Annotated in this window: 21 protein-coding genes and 1 tRNA gene; 12 read left to right on the top strand and 10 right to left on the bottom strand. The window is 69.5% G+C overall.

The window, feature by feature from the left end; genetic code table 11:
- The first annotated feature begins 22 nt into the window (after nucleotides 1–22).
- Nucleotides 23–1,417 carry a signal recognition particle protein gene (gene ffh / locus ACTJKJ_RS00730; RefSeq protein WP_183482492.1) on the top strand — a complete coding sequence of 465 codons (1,395 nt, stop codon included), beginning with the start codon at nucleotides 23–25 and terminating at the stop codon, nucleotides 1,415–1,417.
- Between the two features lie 86 nt (nucleotides 1,418–1,503).
- Here ffh and ftsY read toward each other — a convergent pair whose 3' ends face one another.
- Nucleotides 1,504–2,802, bottom strand: coding sequence for a signal recognition particle-docking protein FtsY (ftsY, locus tag ACTJKJ_RS00725; protein WP_297384148.1), 1,299 nt, complete (start codon nucleotides 2,800–2,802; stop codon nucleotides 1,504–1,506).
- A gap of 99 nt (nucleotides 2,803–2,901) precedes the next feature.
- On the opposite strand from ftsY, the gene ACTJKJ_RS00720 reads away from it, so the two are divergent.
- Nucleotides 2,902–2,978: transfer RNA gene (locus ACTJKJ_RS00720), tRNA-Met, on the top strand.
- A 158-nt stretch (nucleotides 2,979–3,136) separates the two neighbouring features.
- Here the strand turns inward: ACTJKJ_RS00720 and ACTJKJ_RS00715 are convergent.
- The 4 genes from ACTJKJ_RS00715 to ACTJKJ_RS00700 form a co-directional block, all read right to left on the bottom strand.
- Nucleotides 3,137–4,585, bottom strand: coding sequence for a pectate lyase family protein (locus ACTJKJ_RS00715; RefSeq protein ID WP_440819299.1), 1,449 nt, complete (start codon nucleotides 4,583–4,585; stop codon nucleotides 3,137–3,139).
- Between the two features lie 300 nt (nucleotides 4,586–4,885).
- A complete protein-coding gene (locus ACTJKJ_RS00710) occupies nucleotides 4,886–6,352 on the bottom strand; it encodes an efflux transporter outer membrane subunit (RefSeq protein WP_440819298.1) in 1,467 nt (488 codons plus the stop codon).
- Complete coding sequence (locus ACTJKJ_RS00705) at nucleotides 6,349–7,572, bottom strand: efflux RND transporter periplasmic adaptor subunit (RefSeq protein ID WP_440819297.1); 1,224 nt, start codon at nucleotides 7,570–7,572, stop codon at nucleotides 6,349–6,351. Before ACTJKJ_RS00705 ends, ACTJKJ_RS00710 begins: the two co-directional genes overlap by 4 nt.
- Nucleotides 7,562–10,813, bottom strand: a complete 3,252-nt coding sequence (locus tag ACTJKJ_RS00700; protein ID WP_440819554.1) for an efflux RND transporter permease subunit — start codon at nucleotides 10,811–10,813, stop codon at nucleotides 7,562–7,564. The genes ACTJKJ_RS00705 and ACTJKJ_RS00700 overlap by 11 nt, the downstream gene beginning before the upstream one ends.
- Before the next feature lie 354 nt (nucleotides 10,814–11,167).
- Here ACTJKJ_RS00700 and ACTJKJ_RS00695 point away from each other — a divergent pair, with 354 nt between their 5' ends.
- The 3 genes from ACTJKJ_RS00695 (at nucleotide 11,168) to miaB (ending at nucleotide 13,797) form a co-directional block, all read left to right on the top strand.
- Nucleotides 11,168–11,830, top strand: coding sequence for a hypothetical protein (locus ACTJKJ_RS00695; protein WP_440819296.1), 663 nt, complete (start codon nucleotides 11,168–11,170; stop codon nucleotides 11,828–11,830).
- A gap of 100 nt (nucleotides 11,831–11,930) precedes the next feature.
- Complete coding sequence (locus tag ACTJKJ_RS00690; protein WP_440819295.1) at nucleotides 11,931–12,401, top strand: hypothetical protein; 471 nt, start codon at nucleotides 11,931–11,933, stop codon at nucleotides 12,399–12,401.
- A gap of 55 nt (nucleotides 12,402–12,456) precedes the next feature.
- On the top strand, nucleotides 12,457–13,797 hold the full coding sequence (miaB, locus tag ACTJKJ_RS00685) for a tRNA (N6-isopentenyl adenosine(37)-C2)-methylthiotransferase MiaB (protein WP_440819294.1): 1,341 nt from the start codon (nucleotides 12,457–12,459) through the stop codon (nucleotides 13,795–13,797).
- A 15-nt stretch (nucleotides 13,798–13,812) separates the two neighbouring features.
- Here miaB and ACTJKJ_RS00680 read toward each other — a convergent pair whose 3' ends face one another.
- Nucleotides 13,813–14,085, bottom strand: coding sequence for a hypothetical protein (locus ACTJKJ_RS00680; protein WP_091727104.1), 273 nt, complete (start codon nucleotides 14,083–14,085; stop codon nucleotides 13,813–13,815).
- A 130-nt stretch (nucleotides 14,086–14,215) separates the two neighbouring features.
- Between ACTJKJ_RS00680 and hemA the strand changes: the two genes are divergently transcribed.
- From hemA to ACTJKJ_RS00650, 6 genes are all read left to right on the top strand, one after another.
- A complete protein-coding gene (gene hemA, locus ACTJKJ_RS00675) occupies nucleotides 14,216–15,544 on the top strand; it encodes a glutamyl-tRNA reductase (protein ID WP_091727109.1) in 1,329 nt (442 codons plus the stop codon).
- A gap of 132 nt (nucleotides 15,545–15,676) precedes the next feature.
- Entirely contained in the window at nucleotides 15,677–16,768 is a 1,092-nt protein-coding gene (gene prfA / locus ACTJKJ_RS00670) for a peptide chain release factor 1 (RefSeq protein ID WP_440819293.1), read from the top strand.
- Complete coding sequence (prmC, locus tag ACTJKJ_RS00665; protein ID WP_440819292.1) at nucleotides 16,765–17,640, top strand: peptide chain release factor N(5)-glutamine methyltransferase; 876 nt, start codon at nucleotides 16,765–16,767, stop codon at nucleotides 17,638–17,640. The genes prfA and prmC overlap by 4 nt, the downstream gene beginning before the upstream one ends.
- A 212-nt stretch (nucleotides 17,641–17,852) precedes the next feature.
- Entirely contained in the window at nucleotides 17,853–18,470 is a 618-nt protein-coding gene (locus ACTJKJ_RS00660) for a hypothetical protein (protein WP_091727117.1), read from the top strand.
- A 149-nt stretch (nucleotides 18,471–18,619) separates the two neighbouring features.
- Nucleotides 18,620–18,934 carry a Grx4 family monothiol glutaredoxin gene (gene grxD, locus ACTJKJ_RS00655; protein ID WP_091727119.1) on the top strand — a complete coding sequence of 105 codons (315 nt, stop codon included), beginning with the start codon at nucleotides 18,620–18,622 and terminating at the stop codon, nucleotides 18,932–18,934.
- The gene (locus ACTJKJ_RS00650; protein WP_175538343.1) at nucleotides 18,934–19,527 is read left to right on the top strand and encodes a UbiX family flavin prenyltransferase; all 594 of its coding nucleotides are present in this window, start codon (nucleotides 18,934–18,936) and stop codon (nucleotides 19,525–19,527) included. Before grxD ends, ACTJKJ_RS00650 begins: the two co-directional genes overlap by 1 nt.
- Nucleotides 19,528–19,616: 89 nt before the next feature.
- Here the strand turns inward: ACTJKJ_RS00650 and ACTJKJ_RS00645 are convergent, their stop codons facing one another.
- The 3 genes from ACTJKJ_RS00645 to ACTJKJ_RS00635 all read right to left on the bottom strand — a co-directional run bounded on the left by ACTJKJ_RS00645 (nucleotide 19,617) and on the right by ACTJKJ_RS00635 (nucleotide 23,176).
- On the bottom strand, nucleotides 19,617–20,258 hold the full coding sequence (locus ACTJKJ_RS00645) for a lytic transglycosylase domain-containing protein (protein ID WP_440819291.1): 642 nt from the start codon (nucleotides 20,256–20,258) through the stop codon (nucleotides 19,617–19,619).
- Between the two features lie 78 nt (nucleotides 20,259–20,336).
- On the bottom strand, nucleotides 20,337–21,437 hold the full coding sequence (locus ACTJKJ_RS00640) for a DUF418 domain-containing protein (protein WP_440819290.1): 1,101 nt from the start codon (nucleotides 21,435–21,437) through the stop codon (nucleotides 20,337–20,339).
- On the bottom strand, nucleotides 21,434–23,176 hold the full coding sequence (locus tag ACTJKJ_RS00635) for a proline--tRNA ligase (protein ID WP_440819289.1): 1,743 nt from the start codon (nucleotides 23,174–23,176) through the stop codon (nucleotides 21,434–21,436). Before ACTJKJ_RS00635 ends, ACTJKJ_RS00640 begins: the two co-directional genes overlap by 4 nt.
- Nucleotides 23,177–23,310: 134 nt before the next feature.
- Between ACTJKJ_RS00635 and ACTJKJ_RS00630 the strand changes: the two genes are divergently transcribed.
- A complete protein-coding gene (locus tag ACTJKJ_RS00630; RefSeq protein WP_343605505.1) occupies nucleotides 23,311–24,021 on the top strand; it encodes an RNA pyrophosphohydrolase in 711 nt (236 codons plus the stop codon).
- A gap of 98 nt (nucleotides 24,022–24,119) precedes the next feature.
- Here ACTJKJ_RS00630 and proB read toward each other — a convergent pair whose 3' ends face one another.
- Nucleotides 24,120–25,265: a glutamate 5-kinase gene (proB, locus tag ACTJKJ_RS00625; protein WP_147240013.1), complete on the bottom strand. Its 1,146-nt coding sequence runs from the start codon at nucleotides 25,263–25,265 to the stop codon at nucleotides 24,120–24,122.
- Nucleotides 25,266–25,308: the final 43 nt, after the last annotated feature.

The raw sequence follows: 25,308 nt of genomic DNA, 5'->3' as shown, positions 1-25,308 counted from the left end.
ACGAGCGCCNGGCGCCAATACGATGGCTTCCACCCTGACCGATCGACTGAGCCGGCTCGTGAAGACGATGCGCGGCCAGGCCCGCATCACCGAGTCCAATGTGCAGGACATGCTGCGCGAGGTGCGCATGGCGCTGCTGGAGGCCGACGTCGCGCTGCCCGTGGTGCGCGACTTCATCGCCCGCGTGAAGGAGAAAGCGCTCGGCCAGGAGGTGGTCGCCTCGCTGAATCCGGGCCAGGTGCTGGTCTCGGTCGTCCACAAGGAACTGGCCGCGACGATGGGCGAAGGTGTCGCCGACATCAACCTGGCCGCGCAGCCGCCCGCCATCATCCTGATGGCCGGCCTGCAGGGCGCCGGCAAGACGACGACCACCGCCAAGCTCGCCAAGCACCTGACCGAGAAGCGCAAGAAGAAGGTGCTGACGGTCTCGGCGGACGTGTACCGCCCCGCCGCGATCGAGCAGCTCAAGACGGTGACGAAGCAGGCGGGCGCCGAATGGTTCCCGTCGGCGCCGGACCAGAAGCCGCATGACATCGCCCTGGCGGCGCTTGACCATGCGAAGCGCCACTTCTTCGATGTGCTGCTGGTCGACACCGCCGGCCGCCTGGCGATCGACGAAGCGCTGATGGCCGAGATCCGCGACCTGCACGCGACGCTCAAGCCGGTGGAGACGCTGTTCGTGGTCGACGCGATGCAGGGTCAGGACGCGATCAACACGGCCAAGGCCTTCAAGGAGGCGCTGCCGCTGACCGGCATCGTGCTGACCAAGCTGGATGGCGACTCGCGCGGCGGCGCGGCGCTGTCGGTGCGGCAGATCACCGGCGCGCCGATCAAGTTCGCCGGCGTGTCCGAGAAGATCGACGGGCTCGAGGTCTTCGATGCCGACCGCCATGCGGGCCGCGTGCTCGGCATGGGCGACATCGTCGCGCTGGTCGAGGAAGTGCAGAAGGGCGTGGACGTCGAGGCCGCGCAGAAGCTGGCCGAGAAACTCAAGTCCGGCGACGGCTTCGACCTGAACGACTTCCTCGCGCAGATCTCGCAGATGAAGAAGATGGGCGGGCTGTCGGGGCTCATGGACAAGCTGCCCACCCAGATGACTGCCAAGGCCGGTCAGCCCGACATGGACAAGGCCGAGCGCGACATGAAGCGCATGGAAGGCATCCTCAACGCGATGACCGCCAAGGAGCGCCGCCAGCCGTCGCTGCTGATGGACGGCAAGTCCAAGGCCAGCCGCAAGCGCCGCATCGCCGCAGGCGCCGGCGTGCAGATCCAGGAGGTCAACCGCCTGCTCAATCAGTTCGATCAGATGCAGGGGATGATGAAGAAGATGAAGGGCGGCGGCCTGATGAAGATGATGAAGAAGATGGGCGGCCTGAAGAACCTCATGGGCGGCGGGGGCGGCGGCTTCCCGATGTAAATGCAAAGAGCTCCCTTGGGAGCTCTTTTGCATTCCGGGGGGCGCACGTCGCCCTTCGACGGATCTGCGACCGAGGACTTCGGGTCTTATTCGAGCAGGGCCTGCGCGAACTCGCGCGCGTCGAAGGTCTGCAGGTCCTCGAGCTTCTCGCCGACGCCAATGAAGTAGACCGGGATCGGGCGCTCGCGCGCGATCGCCGCGAGCACGCCGCCCTTGGCCGTGCCGTCCAGCTTGGTGACGATCAGGCCGGTGAGGCCCAGCGCGTCGTCGAAGGCCTTCACCTGCGTGAGCGCGTTCTGGCCGGTGTTGCCGTCCACGACCAGCAGGACCTCGTGCGGCGCGGTCTCCTGCGCCTTGCCGATCACGCGCTTGATCTTCTTCAGCTCCTCCATCAGATGGAGCTGGGTCGGCAGACGGCCGGCGGTATCGGCGATGACGACGTCACAGCCGCGCGCCTTGCCCGCGACCACCGCGTCGTACGTGACCGCCGACGGATCACCGCCCTCCTGGCTGACGATCTGCACCCGGTTGCGATCCGCCCAGACCGCCAACTGCTCGCGCGCGGCGGCACGGAAGGTGTCCGCGGCGGCCAGCAACACATTGGCCTCGGCATCGGCCAGGTGGCGCGTCAGCTTGCCGATGCTGGTCGTCTTGCCGGCGCCGTTGACGCCCACCACCATCATCACCATCGGCGACTGCTCACCGATCACCAACTGGCGCTGCAGCGGCTGCAGCAGCTCGGTCAGCGCGTCGACGAGCAGTTGACGCACGACGGCGGGCTCGGTGGCCTTGGCGTCCTTGACGCGACGCTTCAGATCCTCGAGCAGGAACTCGGTCGCCTTGACGCCTGCGTCCGCCATCAGCAGCGCGGCCTCGAGTTCTTCATAAAGCGCATCGTCGATCTGCGTGCCGGTGAAGACCTGGGCGATGCTCGAGCCGGTCTTGCGCAGGCCCTGGCGCAGCTTGTCCATCCAGGACTTGCGCGGCGCGGGCTCGGGCTCGGGCTCGGCCACTGGTGCCGCGGCTGCGACGGGAACGGTGGCCGGAACAGGCGTGGGCACCGCGACGACCGGCGCCGGCGCGGGCGCATGCACGACGGGCGGCGACGCCACCGGCGCGGGCGCGACGACAGTCGAAGGGGCCGCGACGGAAGCGTTCGGGCTGGGATTGGGTACCGGCGCGGGTGCGGTCGTCGAAGGCGGAGCGAGGACGGGCGCGATCTCCGGAGCCGGGGACGGGGCTTGCGGTGCCGGAGCCGAAACGGGCTCGACGGCGACCGGCGGGGCCGGGATGGCGGGAGGGGGCGCAGGGACCGCTTCGGGAGCGGGCGCTGGCGTGGGTTCGGAGGATCCGAAGCCCAGTTTTTTCTTGAGGAAGCTGAACATGGAGGGGTCGAGAGGACTCGCGCGCCGAACGTTTGTCGCCGTGCTCGGCGGGGGCTTGCATTGTCTTCGAAAACTTTGCTATAGTCGCGTTCTTCGCAAGGCGCTTTAGCTCAGCCGGTTAGAGCGACGGAATCATAATCCGCAGGTCCGGGGTTCGAATCCCTGAAGCGCCACCAAATACAAACCCCAGCAAGACGCAAGTCCTGCTGGGGTTTTCCATTTGAGCGGTCACTTGTCGCTCAAGGCCTGCATTCGAGCAGGTCAAGCGGCCGATCGCGCATGTACCGGTGCCCGACGCTTGTCGCGGCGCCCNTTGCGTGAGGGCGCGCTCCGCTCAATTGCAGCTCAGCGTCGCCAGGTTCTTCCCTGCTCCGGCCACACCCGCGAGCTTCTGCTTCACGCACGCCGGGTCGTGCACGACGTACGCATACGGGATGCCGACCGGGAAGTTCGCCGTCGTCGTCCAGTCGGTCGCGTCCCGCGAGGGGCTGGAGCCGCTGGCCACCCACTTGATGCCGTAGGTCGCGAAGTCCGCCGGGCTCTTCACGTTGTTGTTGCGCAGCTCCCAGTAGCCGATGGCGGAGCTGTCCCGCGAGGTCACCGGGTTCTGCGCGTTTTCGAAGTAGTTGCCCTCGATCAGCGAGTACCCGCCCATCCGGATGTTGGCCCCCGACGTGAGCACGTTCGAGTACAGGTTGTTGTAGAGGTGGGTGTAGCCCGCGCGCTGCAGCGGCAGCCGCGACACCACGTTGCTGTACACGTTGTGGTGGAAGGTGATGTAGCGGTCGCTGGCGTCGCTGTCGCTGGAGCCGATCAGCCCGACCTTCTGGTGGTCGTGGATGTAGTTGTACGAGTAGGTGATGTGATGCGCGCCCGCCTTGCTGTCGATCAGGCCGTCGAACTCGAGGTCACCGGCGCCGGCGCAGTCCTTCGTCGAGCTGAAGAGCGTGTTGTGGTCGATCCAGATGTTGCTCGGCACCCCGCCGCTCTGGCCCTCGATGCCGATCGCGTCGATCTTCCCGGGCAACAGGCCGATCGTCATGTTGCGGATGATGATGTTGCTGGCCGCCGCCTTGATCGCAAGCCCGAAGTTCGCGGCCGAGCCGTTGACGCCCTCGATCGTGACGTTGCTCTTGTTCTTGATCTCGACGATCGCGCCGGCCGGCTTCTGCCATTGCGCGCAGGTATCGGTGATCGTGCCGAAGTCGAAGGTCCCGGCATACCGGATCACCAGCCCACCGCTGCCGCTGTAGGCATTGATGGCCGCCTGCATCTGCGCCGCGGTGGTGACCGTCACCGGTGTCGCCGAGCCGCCGCCTGTCACCGTCCCGGCATAGCCACCGCTGTGCCCTGCGGGCGCGGGTGCCGGTGCGGGCGATGGCGCGGGGGCCGGGGAAGGCGCCGGCGAAGGAGCCGGTGCGGGCGAGGCGGCGGGGCCGACGGCGCATTTCTCGGCGATGCCCGGGTTCGGGTCAGCGCCGCCGAAGGTGGCCGAGGTGCAAGGCACCGTGCCGCTGAGCGTCTTGATGACCCACTTGTCCTTCACGCCGAAGGAGACCTGGCGCGCGGTCGCGCCGACCTTGCAGCTGCCGCCCTCGTCGGCGCACTTGGAGAAGCCGGAGGGCCAGTCCACGGCGTGCGCGGCGCCCATCGGGGCCACGGCCCCCACCACGACGGCCATGGCGGCCAGTCCCTGGCGCGGGCGCGGCGCGCGCAAAACGCCAAGCACGGGGGGCTGGGGCGCGACCAGTTCGACGGACGCGTCAGTACGGATGTTCTTCATGAATGTCTCCGAGATCGTTGGAGCGATCCGGCGCGGGCATGGCTCCGCCCTCACCGGTCACCGGTGAATCGAAAAATTGCTCGGGAAACCCAACTGCCGATTCGCCCGCCTCGCGCGCCGCGGACCAGCAGGGTCCACTTCGGGGACGGTGACCGTGGGCAGCGGCCAGCGCCGACACGCCAGCGCGCAGGCGCGGCCATGTCGACAACGGGCGCAGACTAACGAGATCGCCCGTTTTCGGAAAGGCGTTTTACATTTGCCGATCTGGCGTTACGGAAATATCGAAGAACGGCGGCTCGATCAGCGCGCAGCACTGACCTTCAACTCGGTCTCGGCGTTCCAACCACCGCCAAGCGCCTTCACCAGCGCCACCGTCGCCCGTCTCTGCCTGGTCTCCAGATCGACCGCGCTGCGCCTGGCCTGCAGGCCCGCCGTCTGCGAGGTGACGACTTCCAGATACGCCGCCGCGCCCGCGCGATAGCGGTTCGTCGCCAGCGCCAGCGAGCGCTCGGCCGCATCGACCGATTTCTTCTCCGCCTCGAGCGCCTCGCCATAGCGATCCAGCAGCACGAGCTGGTCCTCGACCTGCTGGAACGCCGCCAGCACCGCACCGCGATAGCGCTGCGCCGATTCATCGAGCGCCGCGCCCGCGCGCGCTTCCTCCGCCTTGCGCCGCCCGCCGTCAAGCAGGTTCATCGCCAGCGTCGGACCGATCGCCCAGAACAGGTTGGGCGCCTCGATGAAGCGGCCGAGATCGCTGCTCTGGAAGCCGCCTTGCGCGCTCAGCACCACCGACGGAAAGAACGCCGTCCGCGCGACGCCCAGCGTCGCCGTCGCCGCCACGACGCGCTGCCGGGCGGCCGCGATGTCGGGACGCCGCTCCAGCAGCGTCGACGGCAAGCCCGGCGGCACCACCGGCGTCGCCAGCTGGAGCGCCGGCGCCGGCTCGATGCGGAAGCTCGACGCGTTCGCGCCGACCAGCGCGGCGATCGCGTGCTCCAGCACCGCGCGCTGCGCCTGCGACTGGCGCCGCTGCGAGCGCGCCGATTCCAGTTGCCCTTGCGCCCGCGCCTGATCCAGGCCCGAGGCGATGCCGGCCTCATGCCGGCGCGAGATCAGATCGAAGGCGCGCGCGTAGGCCTCCTCGGCATCGGCGAGCAAGGCGTTGTCGCGATCGAGTCCACGCAGCTGCAGCAGCGAATCGGCCAGCTGCGCCTGCAGCGCCAGCCGCGCGGCGGCGAGATCCGCGGCGGCCGCGCGCTCCGAGGCCACGCCCGCCTCGACCTGCCGGGACACGCGGCCCCACAGGTCGACCTCATAGCTGAGGTCCAGGCCCAGCGTCGCGCTGTTGTACCAATCGGGCGAGGTCGGCCCGAGCACCCGCAGCGGCCGTCTCTCCGACTGCCGGTCGCGCTGCGCGTTGAGCGAGGTGTTGAGCGTCGGCGACTGCGCGGCGCGCAGGCTGTCGGTGGCCGCCTTCGCCTGCTGATAGCGCGCCAGCGCCGAGGCGAGATCCGGACTGTTCTCGATCAGCCGCTGCTGCAGCGCGTCGAGCTCGGGATCGCCGTAGCCCTGCCACCAGCCATCGAAGGCGATCGCCGCCGTCGAGGCGCCCGCTTCAATCCAAGGGCCACGCGCCTCCTTGAAGGCGGAGGCCATCGGCACGTCAGGCAACTGCGTCCGTGGCGCCTGCGCGCAGCCGGCCATCCATGCCGTCACGGCGAGCGCGATCGCCGCGCTCAGGTGCCGCTTGCCGCGCGTGCTCATGACCGTCCCTTCGGCGACGCCACGGACGTCGACGCGGTCGGCGATGCCGCCGGCTGCGCGACGCGCACGAGCTCGCCCTCGGCGAGCCCGTCCGGAGGATTCGCGATGACGCGATCAGCGGGACCGAGCCCCGCGCCCACTTCAATCCGGGTGCCCATGTCTCGCGCGATCGTGATCCTGCGCAGGCGCACGCGGTTGTCCGCGTCGACAGTCGCGACCTGCACGCCGTCCTTGTTGATGATCACCGCGCCCGGCGGCAGCGACACGCCGCCAACCGCCTGAGCTGCGCCGCCGCTCTTGGCCGGGCCTTCGAAGCGCACCGTCGCGAAGCCGCCCGGCAGCAGTTCGTCCTTGTCGTTGTCCACGGCGAGCTGCACCAGCATCGCCCCGCTCGCCGTGTTGATGGACTGCGACAGCGACCGCACCGTCGCCGCGAAACGCTGGCCCGACCGCTCGGGCACGGTCAGCACGGCCTTGTCGCCGGTGCGCACCTGCACGACCTGTCGCTGCGGCACGTTGACGTAGACGCGCAGCCGCCGCATGTCCGACACGACGAACAGCTCGCTGCCCGGCGCGCCGCCCACGTTGATCAACGCGCCCACGTCGGTATTGCGCGCGGTCACGACCCCATCGAAGGGCGCGCTCAGTTGCGTGAAGCGCTTCAGCGCCTCGATGCGCTCGACGTTGGCCTGCAGCGCCGCCGCCTGCGACTGCTTCGCGGCCATGTCGCCGGTGCGCTCATCCACCTCCTGCCTGGACACCGAGTCCGACGCCAGCAGCCCTTGCCAGCGCTTGGCCGTGCTCGCCGCCAGCGCCGCGTTGCTGCGCGCCGTCGCGAGCTCGGCCTTCGCCTGCATCAGCTGCTGATCGAGGTCAGGGGTCTCGATCTCGGCAAGCTGCTGCCCCGTTTTCACCTTGCCGCCGATGTCGACGTTCCAGCGCTTCAGGTAGCCGCTGACGCGCGCGTAGATCGGTGCGCGCGACCAGGCTTCGATGCGCGCGGGCAACTCGAGCCCGCCCTCGGCCAGCGGCTGCGGCGCGATCAGCGCGACGGTCGGCTGGCCGCGCGCCTCGGCCGCGCCGCGCAGCTGCTCGGCGTTGGACCTGCGGGACCACAGGCCCGCCGCGACGATGACGATCGCCGCCAGCACCGCGACGGTCGCGGCGAGCTTGAAACGAGGGGGACGGGCGGCCTCGACGGCCGTGGCATCAGTTCGCATGGGAGGGATCTCCGGCCCCGGGCAGCGCGGTCGCGGCGCCGGTGGTCAAGTCGTTCGGTTCGAGGGAGTCGGCAGCGGTCGCGGTCCCGCGGTGATGGCGATGCACGAGGCTGAACACCACCGGCACGAAGACCAGCGTCGCGAAGGTCGCGAAGATCAGTCCGCCGATGACGGCCCGGCCCAGCGGTGCGTTCTGCTCGCCGCCTTCGCCCAGGCCCAGCGCCATCGGCAGCATGCCGATGACCATCGCGAGCGCCGTCATCAGCACCGGCCGGAAGCGCACGAAGCCCGCCTCCAGCGCGGCGGCGGTGGCGTCGCCAAGGGCCTCCAGCCGCTCGCGCGCGAAGCTGATCACCAGCACGCTGTTGGCCGTGGCCACGCCCATGCACATGATCGCGCCGGTCAGCGCGGGCACCGACAGCGTGGTGCCGGTCGCGAACAGCATCCACACGATGCCGGCCAGCGCCGCGGGCAGCGCCGACACGATCACCGCCGGATCCAGCCAGGACTGGAAGTTCACGACGATCAGCAGGTAGATCAGCACCACCGCGCCGAGCAGCCCGAACAGCAGGCCCGAGAACGCGCGGTCCATCGTGCGCACCTGGCCGAGCAACTGCACGTTCGAGCCCTTGGGCACCTCGGCCTTCGTCTCCGCGAGCACGCGGCGGATGTCGCCCGCGACCGCGCCGAGGTCGCGATCCTGCGTCGTCGCGTGGATCTGCACCATGGTCTGCACGTCGTACTGGCTGATCAGCGCCGGACCGGTCGCGCGCTGGAAGCTCGCCAGCCCGCCCAGCGTCGAGCCACCCGCCGCCGCGCCATTGCCGATCGGCAGATTGCCCAGCGCGGCGAGCGAATCCAGCTGGTGCTGCGGCGTCTGCATCACGATCGAGTAGCTCACGCCGTTCTGCGGATTCAGCCAGAAGGTCGGTGCGACCTGGCTGCTGCCGGCCAAGTTCACCACCAGGCTGTTGGCGACGTCGCGCGTAGTCAGGCCCAGCAGCTGCGCCTGCGTGCGATCGACGTCGACGTTGAACACCGGCGCCTTGTTGGACTGCTGGATGCGCGCGTCGGCCACGCCGGGGATCGCCTGGATCCGCTTGAGCAACTGCTGGGCGTAGGCGAAATTGGCGTCGACGTCGCGCCCGCGCACCTGCACGTCGATCGGCGCCGGCGCGCCGAAGTTGAGGATCTGGCTGACGATGTCGGCCGGCGGGAACGAGAAGGTCGTGTCCGGGAATTCGCGCGGCAGCGCCTCGCGCAGGCGGCGGACGTAGTCGGCCGTCGGCGGATGGCCTTCCTTCAGCGCGATCTGGAAGTCGCCATCGGAGGTGCCCAGCACGCCGGTGTTGTTGTAGGTCAGGTTGATCGACGACGGCGGCAGGCCGATGTTGTCGACCATGGTCTCGATGCCTTCGGACGGAATGACGCGGCGGATCGCCTGCTCGATGCGCGCGAAGCGCGCGGCGGTCTCCTCCACCCGCGTGCCCACCGGCACCCGCGCATGCATCAGGATCTGGCCCGAATCCACCTGCGGGAAGAAGTTGCTGCCGATGAAGGGCACCAGCGCGAAGGACACCAGCACCACCGCGGCGAAGCCGATCAGGAAGGGCCGCCGCCGGCCGAGCGCCGTCTCCAGCAGCGCGCGATAGCCCTCGCGCACGCGCTCGAAGCGCGCCTCGAAGTCGCGCTGGAAGCGCAGCAGCGGATTGCGCGACGGCGGCTGCGCTAGGTGGCCGTGGCCATCGGTCAGCGGCGCATGCGGACGCAGCAGGTACTTGGCCATCGTCGGCACCAGCGTGCGCGACAGGATGAACGAGCAGACCATCGCGAAGATCACCGCCTCGGCCATCGGCACGAACAGGAAGCGCGACACGCCTTCCAGGAAGAACATCGGGATGAACACGATGCAGATGCACAGCAGCGACACGAAGGCCGGCGTCACGATCTGGCGCGCGCCGTCCATGATCGATTCCTCGACGCCCTTGCCGTGCTCCAGGTGCCAGTTGATGTTCTCGATGGTCACGGTCGCGTCGTCGACCAGGATGCCCACCGCCAGCGCCAGGCCGCCCAGCGTCATCAGGTTCAGCGTCTCGCCGATCGCCGCCAGACCGATGATCGATCCCAGGATCGACAGCGGGATCGACACCGCGATGATCACCGTCGAGCGCCAACTGCCCAGGAACAGCAGGATCATCGCGCTGGTCAGCGCGGCGGCGATCGCGCCCTCGATGGCGACGCCCTTGATGGCCGCCCGCACGAACACCGACTGGTCGTTGATCGGCTTGACCTCGAGCTCGTCGGGCAGCGAGGGCCGCAGCTCGGCGAGCTTGGCGCGCACGCCGTCGACGATCGCGAGCGTGGAGGCCGCGCCGTTCTTCAGCACCGACATCAGCACCGAGCGGCCGCCGTCGACGTGGACGATGTTGGTCTGCGGCGCGTTGCCGTCATGCACGTCGGCGACGTCGCGCAAATAGATGGTCGAGCCGCCGGCCACCTTCACCGGCAGCCGGCCCAGGTCCTCGATCGCGGAGGGCGCGCTGTTGAGCTGCAGCGTGTACTCGAGCTCGCCGATCTTCTGCGTGCCGATCGGCGTCAGCACGTTCTGCGCCGCGAGCGCGCTGGCGACGTCCTGCGCCGACAGCCCGCGCGCCTGCAGCGCGGCGGGGTTCACGTCGATCTGCACCTGGCGCTGCTTGCCGCCGTAGGGCAGCGGCAGCGCCGCGCCCGGCACGGTCACCAGCGGCGTGCGGATGGTGTTGAAGCCCAGGTCGAACAGCTGCTGCTCCGACAGTCCCTTGCCCGACAGCGCCAGCTGCAGGATGGGCACGGTGGCGGCGTTGTAGTTCAGGATCAGCGGCGGCGTCGTGCCGGCCGGCATCTGCCGCACCGCGACCTGCGCGATCGCGGTCACCTGCGCGTTGGCCACCGAGATGTTCACGCCCGGCTGGAAGAAGATCTTCACCACCGAGACGCCGGGATAGGTGTTGGCCTCGATGTGCTCGATGTCGTTGACGGTGGTCGTCAGCGAGCGCTGGAACAGCGTCGAGATGCGTCCCGACATCTGATCCGGTGGCAGCCCGGTGTACTGCCAGGCCACGGCGATCACCGGGACGCGGATCTCCGGGAAGATGTCCGTGGGCGTGCGCATCGCCGCCAGCGGGCCGATGATCAGCAGCAGCAGCGCCAGCACGAAGAAGGTGTAAGGGCGTCGCAGCGCGACGCGCACGGCGGCCATCAGCATGGCCAGGTTCCCACGGTCGGTGTCATCGTTGCTCTCTTCTTGCTGGCCCGGGCCAGACGAGGTGGAGCGCGGATTTTGTGTGTCCGCCCGCGCCCGGATGTTGCTGCCGCGTAATTACCGTACTCGTACGGGATCGGACCGTATTTTTGTACGGACCCGGGCGGCCGCTAACGTACGCGCATTCCTGCCGCTCTTCGCCCGGCTTACAAATTCCCGGGAAAGTCCGGGCGTTTCCGCGCACAGATCGACATTTGAAACAGGCCGTTGCTCCTTAATATGCGGCCCCAGCGGACAGCCCGGCCCTTGCCGAGGCAAGCAGAAACGGTCCGCCAGAAGGACATCGGGCAGTACATGAAGTCGATCGGGTCGTTGGGGACCGCGCTGCGGCGCGGACTGGTCTGGATGCTGGCGGGCTTGCCGCTGTTCGCGATGGCCGCCGGCGCCGCGCCCGCCGTCGACTTCCGCGGCGAATCCGCCTCGCCGCAAGCGCGCGCGATGGCGCGCACCGCCGTCGAACGCGGCGATGCCCGAGGGCTGCCCTTCGCGGTCGTCGACAAGAAGGAAGCCCGGCTCTTCGTCTTCCATGCCGATGGGCGGCTCGCCGGCACCGCGCCCGCGCTGCTGGGCCTGGCCCGCGGCGACAGCGTCGCGCCGGGCGTTGGCCAGATGGTCGCCGCCGGCATCCCGCCGGCCTGGCGCACCACGCCCGCCGGCCGCTACGACAGCCAGCCCGGCCCCAACCTCAAGGGCGAGACCGTCATCTGGGTCGACTACGACGCCGCCTTCGCCATCCACCGCCTGCGCCCGAGCCCGGCCCACGAGCGCCGCGCCGAGCGCCTGGCCTCGCCCTCTCCGGACGACAACCGGATCTCGCTGGGCTGCGTGGTCGTCGCGGGCGAGTTCTTCGACCGCGTCGTCGCGCCGGTGCTTGGCCATGGCGCCGGTGTCGTCTACGTGCTGCCCGAGCCCGCGCCGGCACCGCTGGCGCAGGGTGACGCCACCCGCCAACTCTGACGCCCGGGCCCGAGGCCGCGCGGGCGGCGGCGAGCCCCGCCGCGCTCGTCCCGTTAAACTCGCGCCCTTGCGAATTTTCCGCAGCCACTGGATCTACACCATGTACCGCTGTGCCCCGCCCGCCCTGCCCCGTCGTCGCCTGCTGACGACGTCGGCCGCCAGCACCGCCGCCGCCGCCTTCGCGGTCCTCTCGACCGTCGCCGGCATCGGCGCGTTCACCGCGCCGTCGACCGCCCACGCGCAGATCGTCCCCGGCCACCGCTATTTCCCGCAGCGCGCGCTGCGCGGCGAACTGGTCATCGGCGTCACGCCGGACGTGAAGCTCAACGGCAAGGCCGCCCGGCTCGCGCCCGGCGCCCGCATCCGCAACGCGGTCGACCAGGTCGCCACGCCGGGCTCGCTGTACGACCAGAAGCTGACCGTCCTCTACACCACCGACATCAATGGCCTGCTCATGGACGTCTGGGTGCTGAACGAGGTGGAGCTGGCCAACAAGTCCTGGCCGACCTCCCCGCAGCAAGCCTCCCAGCTGGTCTTCGACCAGGCCAGCCAGGTCTGGCGCAAGCCCTGATCCCCTGAACGCCGGCCCGCCCCGCGGGTCGCGCCGATGTCTCCCGGAGCTCCCCATGAGCAAGAAAGTCTTCATCAAGACCTTCGGCTGCCAGATGAACGAGTACGACTCGGACAAGATGGCCGACGTGCTGCGCGCCGCCGAGGGCTACGAGCCCACCACCGACGTCGAGCAGGCCGACCTGGTGCTGTTCAACACCTGCTCGGTCCGCGAGAAGGCGCAGGAGAAGGTGTTCTCCGACCTGGGCCGCATCAAGCACCTGAAGGCCAAGGGCGTGATGATCGGCGTCGGCGGCTGCGTCGCCAGTCAGGAGGGCGCGGCGATCATCGAGCGCGCGCCCTACGTCGACGTCGTCTTCGGCCCGCAGACGCTGCACCGCCTGCCGCAGATGCTGGCTCAGCGCCAGCAGCAGCTCCGCCCGCAGGTGGACATTTCCTTCCCCGAGATCGAGAAGTTCGACCACCTGCCGCCGGCCCGCGTGGAGGGCGCCTCCGCCTTCGTGTCCATCATGGAAGGCTGCTCCAAGTACTGCTCCTACTGCGTGGTGCCCTACACCCGCGGCGAGGAGGTCAGCCGCCCCTTCGAGGACGTGCTGGAGGAAGTCGCCGGCCTGGCGGACCAGGGCGTCAAGGAAGTGACGCTGCTGGGGCAGAACGTGAATGCCTACCGAGGCAAGATGGGCGACTCCGACGAGATCGCCGACTTCGCGCTGTTGCTGGAGTACGTGGCCGAGATTCCCGGCATCGAGCGCATCCGCTACACGACCAGCCATCCCAACGAGTTCAGCCAGCGTCTGATCGACGCCTACGGCAAGATCCCGCAGCTGGTGAACCATGTCCACCTGCCGGTGCAGCACGGCTCGGACCGCATCCTGATGGCGATGAAGCGCGGCTACACCACGCTGCAGTTCAAGAGCATCGTGCGCAAGCTGCGCGCGGTGCGGCCGGACATCCGCGTCGCCTCGGACTTCATCGTCGGCTTCCCCGGCGAGACCGACGAGGACCACGCCAAGACCATGCAGCTGGTGCGCGACATCGGTTTCGACGCCTCGTTCAGCTTCATCTTCAGCCCGCGCCCCGGCACGCCGGCCGCCAACCTGGCGGACGACACGCCCCATGAGGTGAAGGTGCGCCGCCTGCAGGAACTGCAGGCCGAGATCGAGGCCACCGCGATCCGCTACAACGACAGCCTGGTGGGCAAGACGGTGCCGGTGCTGGTGTCGGGCCATGCGCGCAAGGACGCCACCGAGCTGATGGGCCGCACCGAGTGCAACCGCATCGTCAACTTCAAGGGCCATGAGCGGCTGATGCACCAGATCATCCCGATGCGCATCACCGAGGCCTTCGCGCACTCGCTGCGCGGCGAGGTGCCGATCACCGCCGACCTGGCCGGCTGAGCCGCCCGCTCAGCCTCAGCGCTTGTAGCTGACGCCCCACTGGGCGGCGGTGACGCCCAGCAGCATCAGGCCGTAGCCGGCCATGGTGCCGTCGCGCCCGGTCAGCATCAGCGCGGCGGCGATGCCCATCGTCCCGCCCAGTCCGCCCCAGACGGCCAGCGTGCGCCAGCGCATGCCGGCGACGGTCTCCCGCCAGATCAGCTTGAGCGCCAGCGCCATCAGCGCGGCCACGCCCCAGGCGGGCAGGAACAGGTTGCCGAAATGCCAGACGGCGTCGAGTGGGTCCACGGGTCGGTTCGCTCCGGGCGAGGGGAAAAGGTGTGACGAAAGCGCCATTCTTGACGCATCCCGGGGCGATGAGCGCGCCGCCAAGGCCGGTGCGATGCACGGGTCGGGGCGGAATTTTATAATCGCCGCCATGTCCGTCTTCGCCCTCGGCCTGAACCACACGTCCGCGCCCCTCGACCTGCGCGGACGTTTCGCGTTCACGCTCGAGCAACTGGCGCCGACGCTGCTGCGCTTCCAGGACCAGGTCGGCGCGCCGCAGCGCCGCCGGGCCACCGCGGCGGAAGCCGCCATCCTGTCCACCTGCAACCGCACCGAGCTCTACGTCGCCGGCGACGCCGACATGGTCCGCCCCGCGGTGGACTGGCTGGCGCAGGTGGGCGGCGTCGGCAGCGCGACGCTGATGGACCATGCCTATGTCGTCGAGGACGGCGCCGCGGCCCGGCACGCCTTCCGGGTCGCCAGCGGGCTGGACTCGATGGTGCTGGGCGAGCCGCAGATCCTGGGCCAGCTCAAGCAGGCCGTGCGCGAGGCCGACCAGGCCGGCACCCTCGGCACGACGCTGCACCAGCTCTTCCAGCGCAGCTTCTCGGTCGCCAAGGAAGTGCGCAGCTCCACCGAGATTGGCAGCCACTCGATCAGCATGGCCGCCGCGTCGGTCCGGTTGGCCGCCCAGTTGTTCGAGCACCTCGCCGACATCCGCGTGCTGCTGGTCGGCGCGGGCGAGATGATCGAGCTGGTCGGCACCCATTTCGCGGCCAAGGGCCCGAAGTCGATCTCGGTCGCGAACCGGACGCTGGAGCGCGGCGAGAAGCTCGCCAGCCACCTGGGCGCCGAAGCCTTCCGCCTCGCCGACCTGCCCGACCGCCTGCACGAATTCGACGCGGTGATCTCCTGCACCGCCTCCAGCCTGCCGCTGATCGGGCTGGGCGCCGTCGAGCGCGCGCTGAAGAAGCGCCGCCACAAGCCGATGTTCATGGTCGACCTCGCCGTGCCGCGCGACATCGAGCAGGAAGTCGCCCAACTGGACGACGTCTATCTCTACACCGTGGACGACCTGTCCAAGCTGGTCCAGACCGCCGGCGAGAAGCGCCAGGCCGCCGTCCAGCAGGCCGAGGCCATCATCGAGACCGGCGTGCAGAGCTTCGTCCACTGGCTGGGCCAGCGCCACACGGTGCCGCTGATCCAGGCCCTGCACCAGCAGGCCGACAGCTGGCGCCAGGCCGAGCTCCAGCGCGCCCGCAAGCTGCTGGCCAGAGGCGAGGACATCGACAGCGTGCTGGACGCGCTCGCGCGCGGGCTGACGCAGAAGATGCTGCACGGCGCGATGGCCGAGCTCAACGGCAGCGACGGTGAGCAGCGCCTGCAGATGGCGCAGACCGTGTCGCGGCTGTTCCTGCGCGGCAGCGCGAAGACGCCCGGCCTGCGCGCCGACGCGCTCGGCGACGAAGCGGACTCGTAGCGGCGATCGCCGCCGGCACCGGCGATGCGCCCGGTGCCCGTTCCGCCCGCGGCCACCGCCGCGCCGTGTTTCCCCCCGCCGACCGCTCCGTCCGCTCCCCCTTCGAGGGGCCGCACTCCCTCCGGATTCCCCATGAAAGACGCCCTGCGCCAGCAGTTCGACCGCCTCGGCTACCGGCTGGCGGAACTCGACACCACCCTCGCCGACGGCAGCGTCGCCGCGGACATGAAGCGCTACCGCGCGCTGACGCGCGAGCAGGCGGAGGTGTCCTCGCTCGTCGAGCGCTACCGCCGCTACGTCCAGCGCGAACAGGACCTGGCCGCGGCGCGCGAGTTGCTCGACAGCGGCGACGCGGACATGGCCGAGATGGCGCGCGAGGAGATCGACGCGGCCCAGGCGGACCTCGATCAGCTCGACCAGGAGCTGCAGCTGGCACTGATTCCCAAGGACCCCGACGACGATCGGCCCGCCTTCCTGGAGATCCGCGCCGGTACCGGCGGCGACGAATCGGCGCTCTTCGCCGGCGACCTGACCCGCATGTACACGCGCTTCGCCGAAGCCCAGGGCTGGCGCTGCGAGGTGCTGTCGGCCAATGAATCGGATCTGGGCGGCTACAAGGAAATCGTGCTGCGGCTCGATGGCGACGGCGTCTACGGGCAGCTGAAGTTCGAATCCGGCGGCCATCGCGTGCAGCGCGTGCCGGCGACCGAGTCGCAGGGCCGCATCCACACCAGCGCCTGCACGGTCGCCGTCATGGCCGAGCCGGACGAGGCCGAGGAGATCCAGCTCAATCCCGCCGACCTGCGCATCGACACCTTCCGCGCCAGCGGCGCGGGCGGGCAGCACGTCAACAAGACCGACAGCGCGATCCGCATCACCCATCTGCCCACCGGCCTGGTCGCCGAATGCCAGGACGACCGCAGCCAGCACCGCAACAAGGCCAAGGCGATGGCGGTGCTCGCCGCGCGGCTGCGCGAGAAGGACCGCAGCGAGCGCGCCGCCAAGGAGGCGGCCCAGCGCAAGAGCCTGATCGGCAGCGGCGACCGCAGCGATCGCATCCGCACCTACAACTTCCCGCAGGGACGCCTGACCGACCACCGGATCAACCTGACGCTGTACAAGCTGGGCGCGATCATGGATGGCGACCTCCGCGACGTCCTCCAGGGCCTGCAGCAGGCGCAGGCGGCCGAGCAGCTTGCCGCGCTGGAAGGCGGGGCGACATGAGCATCCGCAATGGCCACGCCGACCCGGGCGCTCGACCGGGCGGCGGCTCCGCGCTGACCGTCATCGACGCCGAGCGGGCCGCGATCGCCGCCGGCCTGCCGCGCGCCGAGGCGCAGTACCTGCTGCAGGCGCTGCTCGGGGTCTCGCGCGCTTGGCTGATCGGCCATGACACGGACCCGCTCGACGCCGTGGCGACGGAGCGCTTCCACCACTGGCTGGCGCGCCGCCTGGATGGCGTGCCGCTGGCGTATCTCACCGGCGAGAAGGAGTTCTTCGGCCTGACGCTGCGCGTCACCCCCGACACCCTGATCCCCCGTCCCGACACCGAGCTGCTGGTGCAGTGGGCGCTGGAGCGCCTGGAGGGGCCGCGTCCCCCGCGCGTCGTGGACCTGGGCACCGGCACCGGCGCGATCGCGCTGTCGATCAAGTCGCAGCGGCCGGACGCCGATGTCCGCATGGTCGACTTCAGCCCGGGCGCACTCGCGGTGGCGCTGGACAACGCGCAGCGACTGGGCTTGCAGGTCGACGGTCACCTGGGAAGCTGGTTCGAGCCCCTGGCGGGTCAGGCCCCCTTCGACCTGATCGTCAGCAACCCGCCCTACGTGGCGGGGGACGACCGCCACCTGGACGCCCTGAAGCACGAACCTCGCACCGCGCTCACCCCCGAAGGGGATGGCCTGGCCGACCTTCGCCACCTGATCGAGGGGGCCCCCGCATGGCTGCGCCCCGACGGGTGGCTGCTGCTGGAGCATGGCTTCGACCAGGCCGACGCCGTCGCCGCGATGCTGCGCGGGCGCGGCTTCCTCGAGGTCGAGACCCGCCGCGACCTCGGCGGCCAGCCCCGCGCCACCGGCGGTCGCTGGCCCGGCTGAGCGCGCGCCGCGTTCGGATCTCAACCATTTGCACCCAACTTCACACGCTGTTTCCACACTGCGGGAACCCGCGCCGGGAATCCGCAACAGTGCCGGGAAACCCCCGCAACTCGATCTGGCGCGGTAACTCGGTGGGGCGTAGCATGGTCTGACTTGGTGCCCGTTTTGAACCATTTCGAAACGGGTGTTGTCGTCAGTCTGGGAGACCTGTCATGCGCGCCGCCCCCTTGCTCTTGCGCCTTGCCGTGGTCCTGGCCGGCAGTGTCTGCATGGCCGGTGCCGCCTGGGCCCAACAAGGCCTGCAGTTGAAGCCCGACCGCAAGGCCTTCACCGCCTGGCAGGCCCGCCTGCAGGTGAGCCAGAGCCAGGACGACGACGCCCTCTCCTTCGACGCCCGCCGCGGCAGCCGCCTGCTGAGCGCCAACCTGCTGGCGGACTATTACCTGACCGGTTCCGGCCTGGGCGCCGGCACGCGTGGCGGCCTGCGGGCCACCGGCGGGCTCATGCTGGGCCCGATGTCGCTGCTGCAGAGCAGCTCCGGCCTGGCGCTCGGCCGCGGCGCGGCCTTGACGCCGTCGCTGTCGGCGGGCAGCCGCAGTCTCAGCCTGCTCACCGGCCCGGATCGCGAGCCCAATCTCTCGCTGTCCTACGTCGGCGTCGGCTACACCAGCTACTCGCTGCGGGGCGGTTGGGGCTTCAGCGCCGACCTGGGCGTGGTCGGTGGCGGCGCCTCCGCGCTGCGCCTGGGCAACAGCGCGCCGCAGGCCGATCTGTCGCAGGACCTGCGCTACCGGCCGGTCGTCCAGTTCGGCGTCAGCTACAGCTTCTGAGCGTCACCGCCGGCGGACCGACGGGCCTTGGGCTCCGCCGAGCGCGGGCATGTCCGCTGCCCGATAATCGCCGGATCGCGCGGCCCGCCGTGCCGTCCCGGCGCGCTCCCGCACACGTCTTCCCGCATCAGCTTTCAGAGGATTCCGCCATGAGCGACGTTCAGCAACGCATCGACGACCTGGTCAAAGGCAACCGGGTCATGCTCTTCATGAAGGGCACCGCCCAGTTCCCGATGTGCGGCTTCTCCGGCCGCGCGATCCAGATCCTGAAGGCCAGCGGCGCCAGCGAGCTGAAGACCTTCAACGTCCTCGAGGACGAGGGCGTGCGCCAGGGCATCAAGGAATACGCGAACTGGCCCACCATCCCGCAGCTCTACATCGACGGCGAGTTCGTCGGCGGCTCCGACATCATGATGGAGATGTACGAGAGCGGCGAGCTGCAGCAGCTGCTGGCCAAGGCCTGATGACGGCCGCCGCGGCGCAGCGTCCGCGCCTGATCGTCGGCATCACCGGCGCGACGGGCGCGGCCTACGGGCTGCAGCTGCTGCGCCGCGCCCGCGCGATCGGGGCGGAAACCCACCTGATCCTGAGCCCCGCCGGCGTGCTGAACGCCCACCATGAACTGGGGCTCGCGCGCGATGCGCTCGAGCGCGAGGCGGACGTTGCCTACGCGCCCGGCGACATCGGCGCCTGCGTCGCCAGCGGCAGCTTCCCGACCGCCGCGATGGTGATCGCGCCCTGCTCGATGCGCACGCTCGCCGCGGTCGCGCACGGGCTCTCGGACAACCTCATGAGCCGCGCCGCCGACGTCACGCTCAAGGAGCGCCGCCGGCTGATCCTGATGGTGCGCGAGACGCCGCTGAACCTTGCCCACCTGCGCAACATGACGGCGGTGACCGAGATGGGCGGCATCGTCTTCCCGCCGCTGCCGGCGCTTTACCTGAAGCCGACCTCGATCGAAGAGATGGTCGCGGAAACGGTCGAACGCGTGCTTGAACTGGCGCAGTTGCCGGGCGCCGCGCCGCAGGCCTGGCAGGGATTGCGTTCCCACGCCTGAACCCGATGCGGCCGGGCATCGAGGGCGCCCGCCGGTGGTCCGACCTGAGCGCTCGCGATCACCCGTGAGCGCGCTCCCGCGCCGGGGCCTCAGCTCTGTCCCGGCATCAGCCAGGCCTTGCGCGCGCCCATCACCAGGTTGGGATACTCGGCCCGACCGCGGCTGCCGTTGTAGCGCCCCAGCGCGAGGAACAGATTGCCCTTCTCGATGTCGAGGTAGTGACGCAGGATCACGCAGCCGAAGCGCAGGTTGGTCTGCATGTGGAACAGCCGGGACACCTGCCCGTCACCGATCGAGCGCGTCCAGAACGGCATCACCTGCATGTAGCCGCGCGCGCCCGCCACGCTGATCGCGTACTTGCGGAAGCCGCTCTCCACCTGCACCAGGCCCAGCACCAGCGCCGGCTCCAGGCCCGCCCGCGCGCTCTCGTACCAGAGCGTCTCCAGGAACTCGATCCGCGTCTGCGCTTCGCTCTTCTTGCGCTTCATGCGCTCGCTCATCTCCCCCAGCCAGCGCAGGTAGGCCAGGCGCGGCTCGATGGCGTCGAAGCGGGGCTTGGGCGGAGCGTCCGAGGCAATCGCCGCCGACAGCGCCGAGCGCACGGCATCGGCCAGCGGCTCTTCCTGCTGGGCACCGGCGACGGCCGGTCGCGGCAGGCAGGCGGCCGCGCCCGCAAGCAGCAGCGCGCGGCGGGAACTCGGGGAGATCGTTGGGGAGCGGAAAGCGGTCACGTCAACGGAAAGAGGATCGGCGGCGATCGACATCGGAAAGGGGGAGGCGCGGCATCGTAACGGCGCTGGCCGGCGCCGTCAGCGCGACAGCCAGCGTTCCAGCGGCAAAGGTCGCGGTCCGCGCGCCCGCGCGAGCAGCAGCCCGCCCACCCAGTACGCCAGCGCCAGCCCCGTGGTGACCAAGGTGCCTGGCTGCCACGACAGCCCCGCGCCGCTGAACAGCGCAAAGCTCAGCACCGAGCTGAACAGATAGAGCGTCAGCGTGTGCCGGCCCAGCGGCGCCAGCGCTTCCAGCAGGCGAGGATCGCGCCGCATCCGCAAGACCAGGGCCGGTACCGCGGCACTGAGCAGCAGCATCGTCGGATAGAGATAGAAGATCGCGTAGCGCCCGGTGACGAAGCTGTCGCCATCGCGCAGGCCCGGCCAGAGCAGCGAGGTGAACGCGATGTTCACCGCCACCGCCGGCCACAGCCAGCGACGCGACCAGCGCCGCAACGCGGGTTCCCAGCGCGGGTGGGAGAACAGGCGCAGCCGCGCCGCCATCAAGCCGCCCGTCATCAGGAGCAGCGGCACCGGGATGCCCAGCGTCATGAAGGCGATCGTCGTCGCGGTGAAGTGGCCGGCATTGCGCAGCGTCCACTCCGCCCAAGGCGCCGGCGCCATCAATGGCACCGAGGGTTCGCCGGCCAGCGGCAGATTCGCCAGCACCACCGTGAAACCGATCACCGCCAAGTTCAGGGCGATCAGCACCCGGATCCGCAGCTTCAGCTTGGCCATCGAGTGGCCGGCCCAGACCGCGAGCAGCGAGCCGGCCACGGCATACAGCGTCAGGATGTCGCCCATGTAGAGCAGGCAGCCGTGCAGCAGGCCCAGCGTCAGCATCTTGGCCAGCCGGCGGCGGCGCTTGACCAGGGCGTCCACCCCGCGCGTCTGCGACAGCCCCTGGCTGTAGCCGAAGAGGAACGCCAGCAGCGCGATGCCCTTGCCAGCCACCAGCGCATGCAGCAGCCAGGACAGCGCCTGGGCCACCAGGCCTTCGTCGCTGGCGGGCGGGCTCAGCGGGCCGGCGTCGGGCAGCGCCGGATAACCGACCCAGTTGACCGCGACCACCGGCAGCAGCGCCAGCGCGCGGAGCGCGTCCACCGCCGCGACGCGCTGCGGCGGACGAGCCGGACTCACGCCAGGCGTTGCTTCAGGTGGGCGACCACCTCGGCCAGCGCCAGCTTGGTGGCGGCGGCATCGCGACGGCCCTGGACCTCGACCTGGCCTTCCTTCAGGCCGCGATCGGAGATCACGACCCGGTGCGGCACGCCGACGAGTTCCCAGTCGGCGAACATCGCGCCGGGGCGCTCGCCACGATCGTCCAGCAGCACGTCGATGCCCAGGTCCAGCAACTCGTCGTAGAGCTTCGTCGCGGCGGCCTTCACGTCCTCGTTGCGGTCCATGCCGATCGGGCAGATCACCACGGTGAAGGGGGCGATCGACGCCGGCCAGACGATGCCGCGCTCGTCGTGGTTCTGCTCGATCGCCGCGCCCAGGATGCGGGTCACGCCGATGCCGTAGCAGCCCATCTCCATCAGCTGCGGCTTGCCGTTCTCGTCCAGGTAGGTCGCGTTCATCGCGGCCGAGTACTTCGTGCCCAGATAGAAGACGTGGCCGACCTCGATGCCGCGCTGGATCGCCAGCACGCCCTTGCCGTCCGGCGACGGGTCGCCTTCGACGACGTTGCGGATGTCGGCGATCAGGTCGGGTTCGGGCAGGTCGCGGCCCCAGTTGGCGCCGGTGAAGTGGAAGTCGGCCTCGTTGGCGCCGCAGACGAAATCGGACATGTTCGCGACCGTGCGGTCGGCGATGACCTTGACCGGCTGCTTCAGGCCGATCGGGCCCAGGTAGCCGGGCTTGCAGCCGAAGTGGGCGTCGATCTCCGCGGCGGTGGCGAAGCGGAAGCCGCCCTTCAGGCCTTCCAGCTTGCCGGCCTTCACTTCGTTCAGGTCGTGGTCGCCGCGCACCAGCAGCAGCCAGACCTGCGACTTGACGATGGTGCCGTGTTCATCGAGTTCGTCGGTCGCCAGCACCAGCGACTTCACCGTCTGCGACAGCGGCAGCTTCAGCAGCTCGGCCACATCGGCGCAGGTCGCCTTGCCGGGCGTCGGCGTCTTCGTCAGCGCCTGCGTCGCGGCACCCCGCGTCGCGATCAGCGACAGCGCCTCGGCCAGCTCGATGTTGGCGGCGTAGTCGCTGGTCGGGCAATAGATGATCGCGTCCTCGCCGGTCTCGGCGATGACCTGGAATTCATGCGAGCGGTCGCCGCCGATCGCGCCGGTGTCCGCCGCCACGGCGCGGTATTGCAGGCCCAGGCGATCGAAGATCCGGCAGTAGGCCGCGTACATGTTGTCGTAGCTGCGGCCGGCCGCGTCCTTGTCGCGGTCGAACGAGTACGCGTCCTTCATCGTGAACTCGCGCCCGCGCATGATGCCGAAGCGGGGCCGGCGCTCGTCGCGGAACTTCGTCTGGATGTGATAGAAGTTTTTCGGCAGCTGCTTGTAGCTGCGCAGCTCCTGGCGGGCGATGTCGGTGATGACCTCCTCCGATGTCGGCTGGATGATGAAGTCACGGCCGTGGCGATCCTTCACCCGCAGCAGCTCGGGGCCCATCTTGTCGAAGCGGCCGGTCTCCTGCCAGAGCTCCGCCGGCTGCACGACCGGCATCAGCAGCTCGACCGCGCCGGCGCGATTCATCTCGGTGCGGATGATGTGCTCGACCTTGCGGATCACCCGCAGGCCCATCGGCATGTAGTTGTAGATGCCGGCGCCCAGGCGCTTGATCATGCCGGCCCGCATCATGAGCTTGTGGCTGACGATTTCCGCGTCGGCGGGGGCTTCCTTGAGCGTGGAGACGAAGAACTGGGAGGCTTTCATGGGCGCAGAAAATAAAAGTCCGCGGTCAGCCGTGCCGCCGCGGAAAAACCGTTCACCACCGAGGGTTAGCGATGATCGCGCCGGGGCTCGGGCCCGGTGCAATAATCAATCCAACGAATGATTTGAGGTTGATTATGCTCGACCGTGAAGGCTTCCGGCCCAACGTCGGCATCATCCTGCTCAACCACAAGAACGAGGTGTTCTGGGGCAAGCGCATACGCACCCATTCTTGGCAGTTCCCCCAAGGGGGCATCAAGCATGGCGAAACGCCCGAGCAGGCGATGTTCAGAGAGCTGCATGAGGAAGTGGGCCTCACCGCAGACCACGTGCGCATCATCGCGCGCACCCGCGACTGGCTGCGCTACGAGGTTCCCGATCACTTCATCCGGCGCGACGCGCGCGGCCACTATCGCGGGCAGAAACAGATCTGGTTCCTGCTCCAGATGACCGGTCGCGACAGCGACATGAATCTGCGCGCGACCGACCACCCCGAGTTCGATGCCTGGCGCTGGAACGAGTATTGGGTGCCGCTGGAAGCGGTGATCGAGTTCAAGCGCGGCGTCTACCAGATGGCGTTGACCGAACTCGCCCGCTTCCTGCCCCGGCTCAATCATCACAATCGCTATCTGCGGGCGGGCATGCGGCCGCCACCGCGCGGCGATCGGCATGGCGGGTCCAACGAGCAGGATCATCACCGGCACGACCGCGTCGACCCTCGGCCTCACGAGCAGGAAGTCGCCGCGCACGCCGCGGATGGTCATTCCCAGGAAGCCCGCGAGCGTCGCGATGCCGCCTCGCCGGTTGCCGCCCCCCAAACCGGTTCGGTGGAGCCGGCGAAGGACTGATCGGACCGGCGCCGCCCTGGAGGCGGCGGACCGGGCAAGACAAAGGCGCCCTCGGGCGCCTTTCTTCTGGGTCGTGGTTGGATGCTCGCGCCGATCGATCAGCGCAGCACGAGGTTGTCGCGGTGGATCAACTCGGGCTCGGCGGCGTAACCCAGCACCCGCTCGATGTCGAAGGACGGCTTGCGCGCGATCAGCCGCGCCTCGGCGCTGCCGTAGTTGGTCAGGCCGCGCGCCAATTCCTTGCCCGTCAGGTCGATGACCGCGATGACGTCGCCGCGATGGAACTCGCCGGACACCTCCTGCACGCCGATCGGCAGCAGGCTCTTGCCTTCGTCGCGCAGCTTGATCGCCGCGCCGGCATCGACGACCACCTTCCCTCGCAACTGCAGATGGTCGACCATCCACTGCTTGCGAGCCGCCAGCTTGGCGGTCGACGCCATCAGGGCCGTGCCGATCGACTCGCCGTGCGCCAGCCGCAGCAGCACGTCGGGCTCCCGCCCCCAGGCGATCACCGTGTTGGCGCCGCTGCTCGCCGCGCGCTTGGCCGCCAGGATCTTGGTGATCATCCCGCCCCGCCCGATGCTCGATCCCGCGCCGCCGGCCATCTCTTCCAGCTCGGGTCTGCCAGCGGTCGCGCGATCGATGAAGCGCGCGTTCGGGTCCTTGCGCGGGTCGGCGGAATACAGGCCCTTCTGGTCCGTCAGGATCACCAGGGCGTCCGCCTCGACCAGGTTGGCCACCAGCGCGCCCAGCGTGTCGTTGTCACCGAACTTGATCTCGTCGTTGACGACCGTATCGTTCTCGTTGATGACCGGCAGCACACGATGCTGCAGCAGCGCCAGCAAGGTCGAGCGCGCGTTCAGGTAGCGCTCGCGATCGGCCAGGTCGGCATGCGTCAGCAGCACCTGCGCGCTGGTGAGGCCCTGTTCGCGCAGCTTGGTCTCGTACATCTGCGCCAGGCCCATCTGGCCGACGGCGGCGGCCGCCTGCAACTCGTGCAGCTCCTTCGGCCGGCTGGCCCAGCCCAGGCGTTTCATGCCTTCGGCGATCGCGCCGCTGGAGACCATCACCACCTCGCGGCCCTCGCGGGCCAGTTCCGCCAATTGGCGGCACCAGTTGCCGATGGCCTCGGCGTCCACGCCCCGCCCCTCGTTGGTCACCAGGCTGGAACCCACCTTCACGACGATCCGTCGCGCGTCCCGCAGGACACCAGTCAATTCGCCGTTCAGGTTGCCGTTGCTCATGCGATGGGAGGATGAGGGAGTCGTGGACCGAAGCCGGAAGTCA

This window comes from Roseateles sp. 22389, from assembly GCF_052044995.1.
Taxonomy (GTDB): Bacteria; Pseudomonadota; Gammaproteobacteria; order Burkholderiales; family Burkholderiaceae_C; genus Roseateles.
This window is presented reverse-complemented; position numbering and strand designations above follow the sequence as displayed.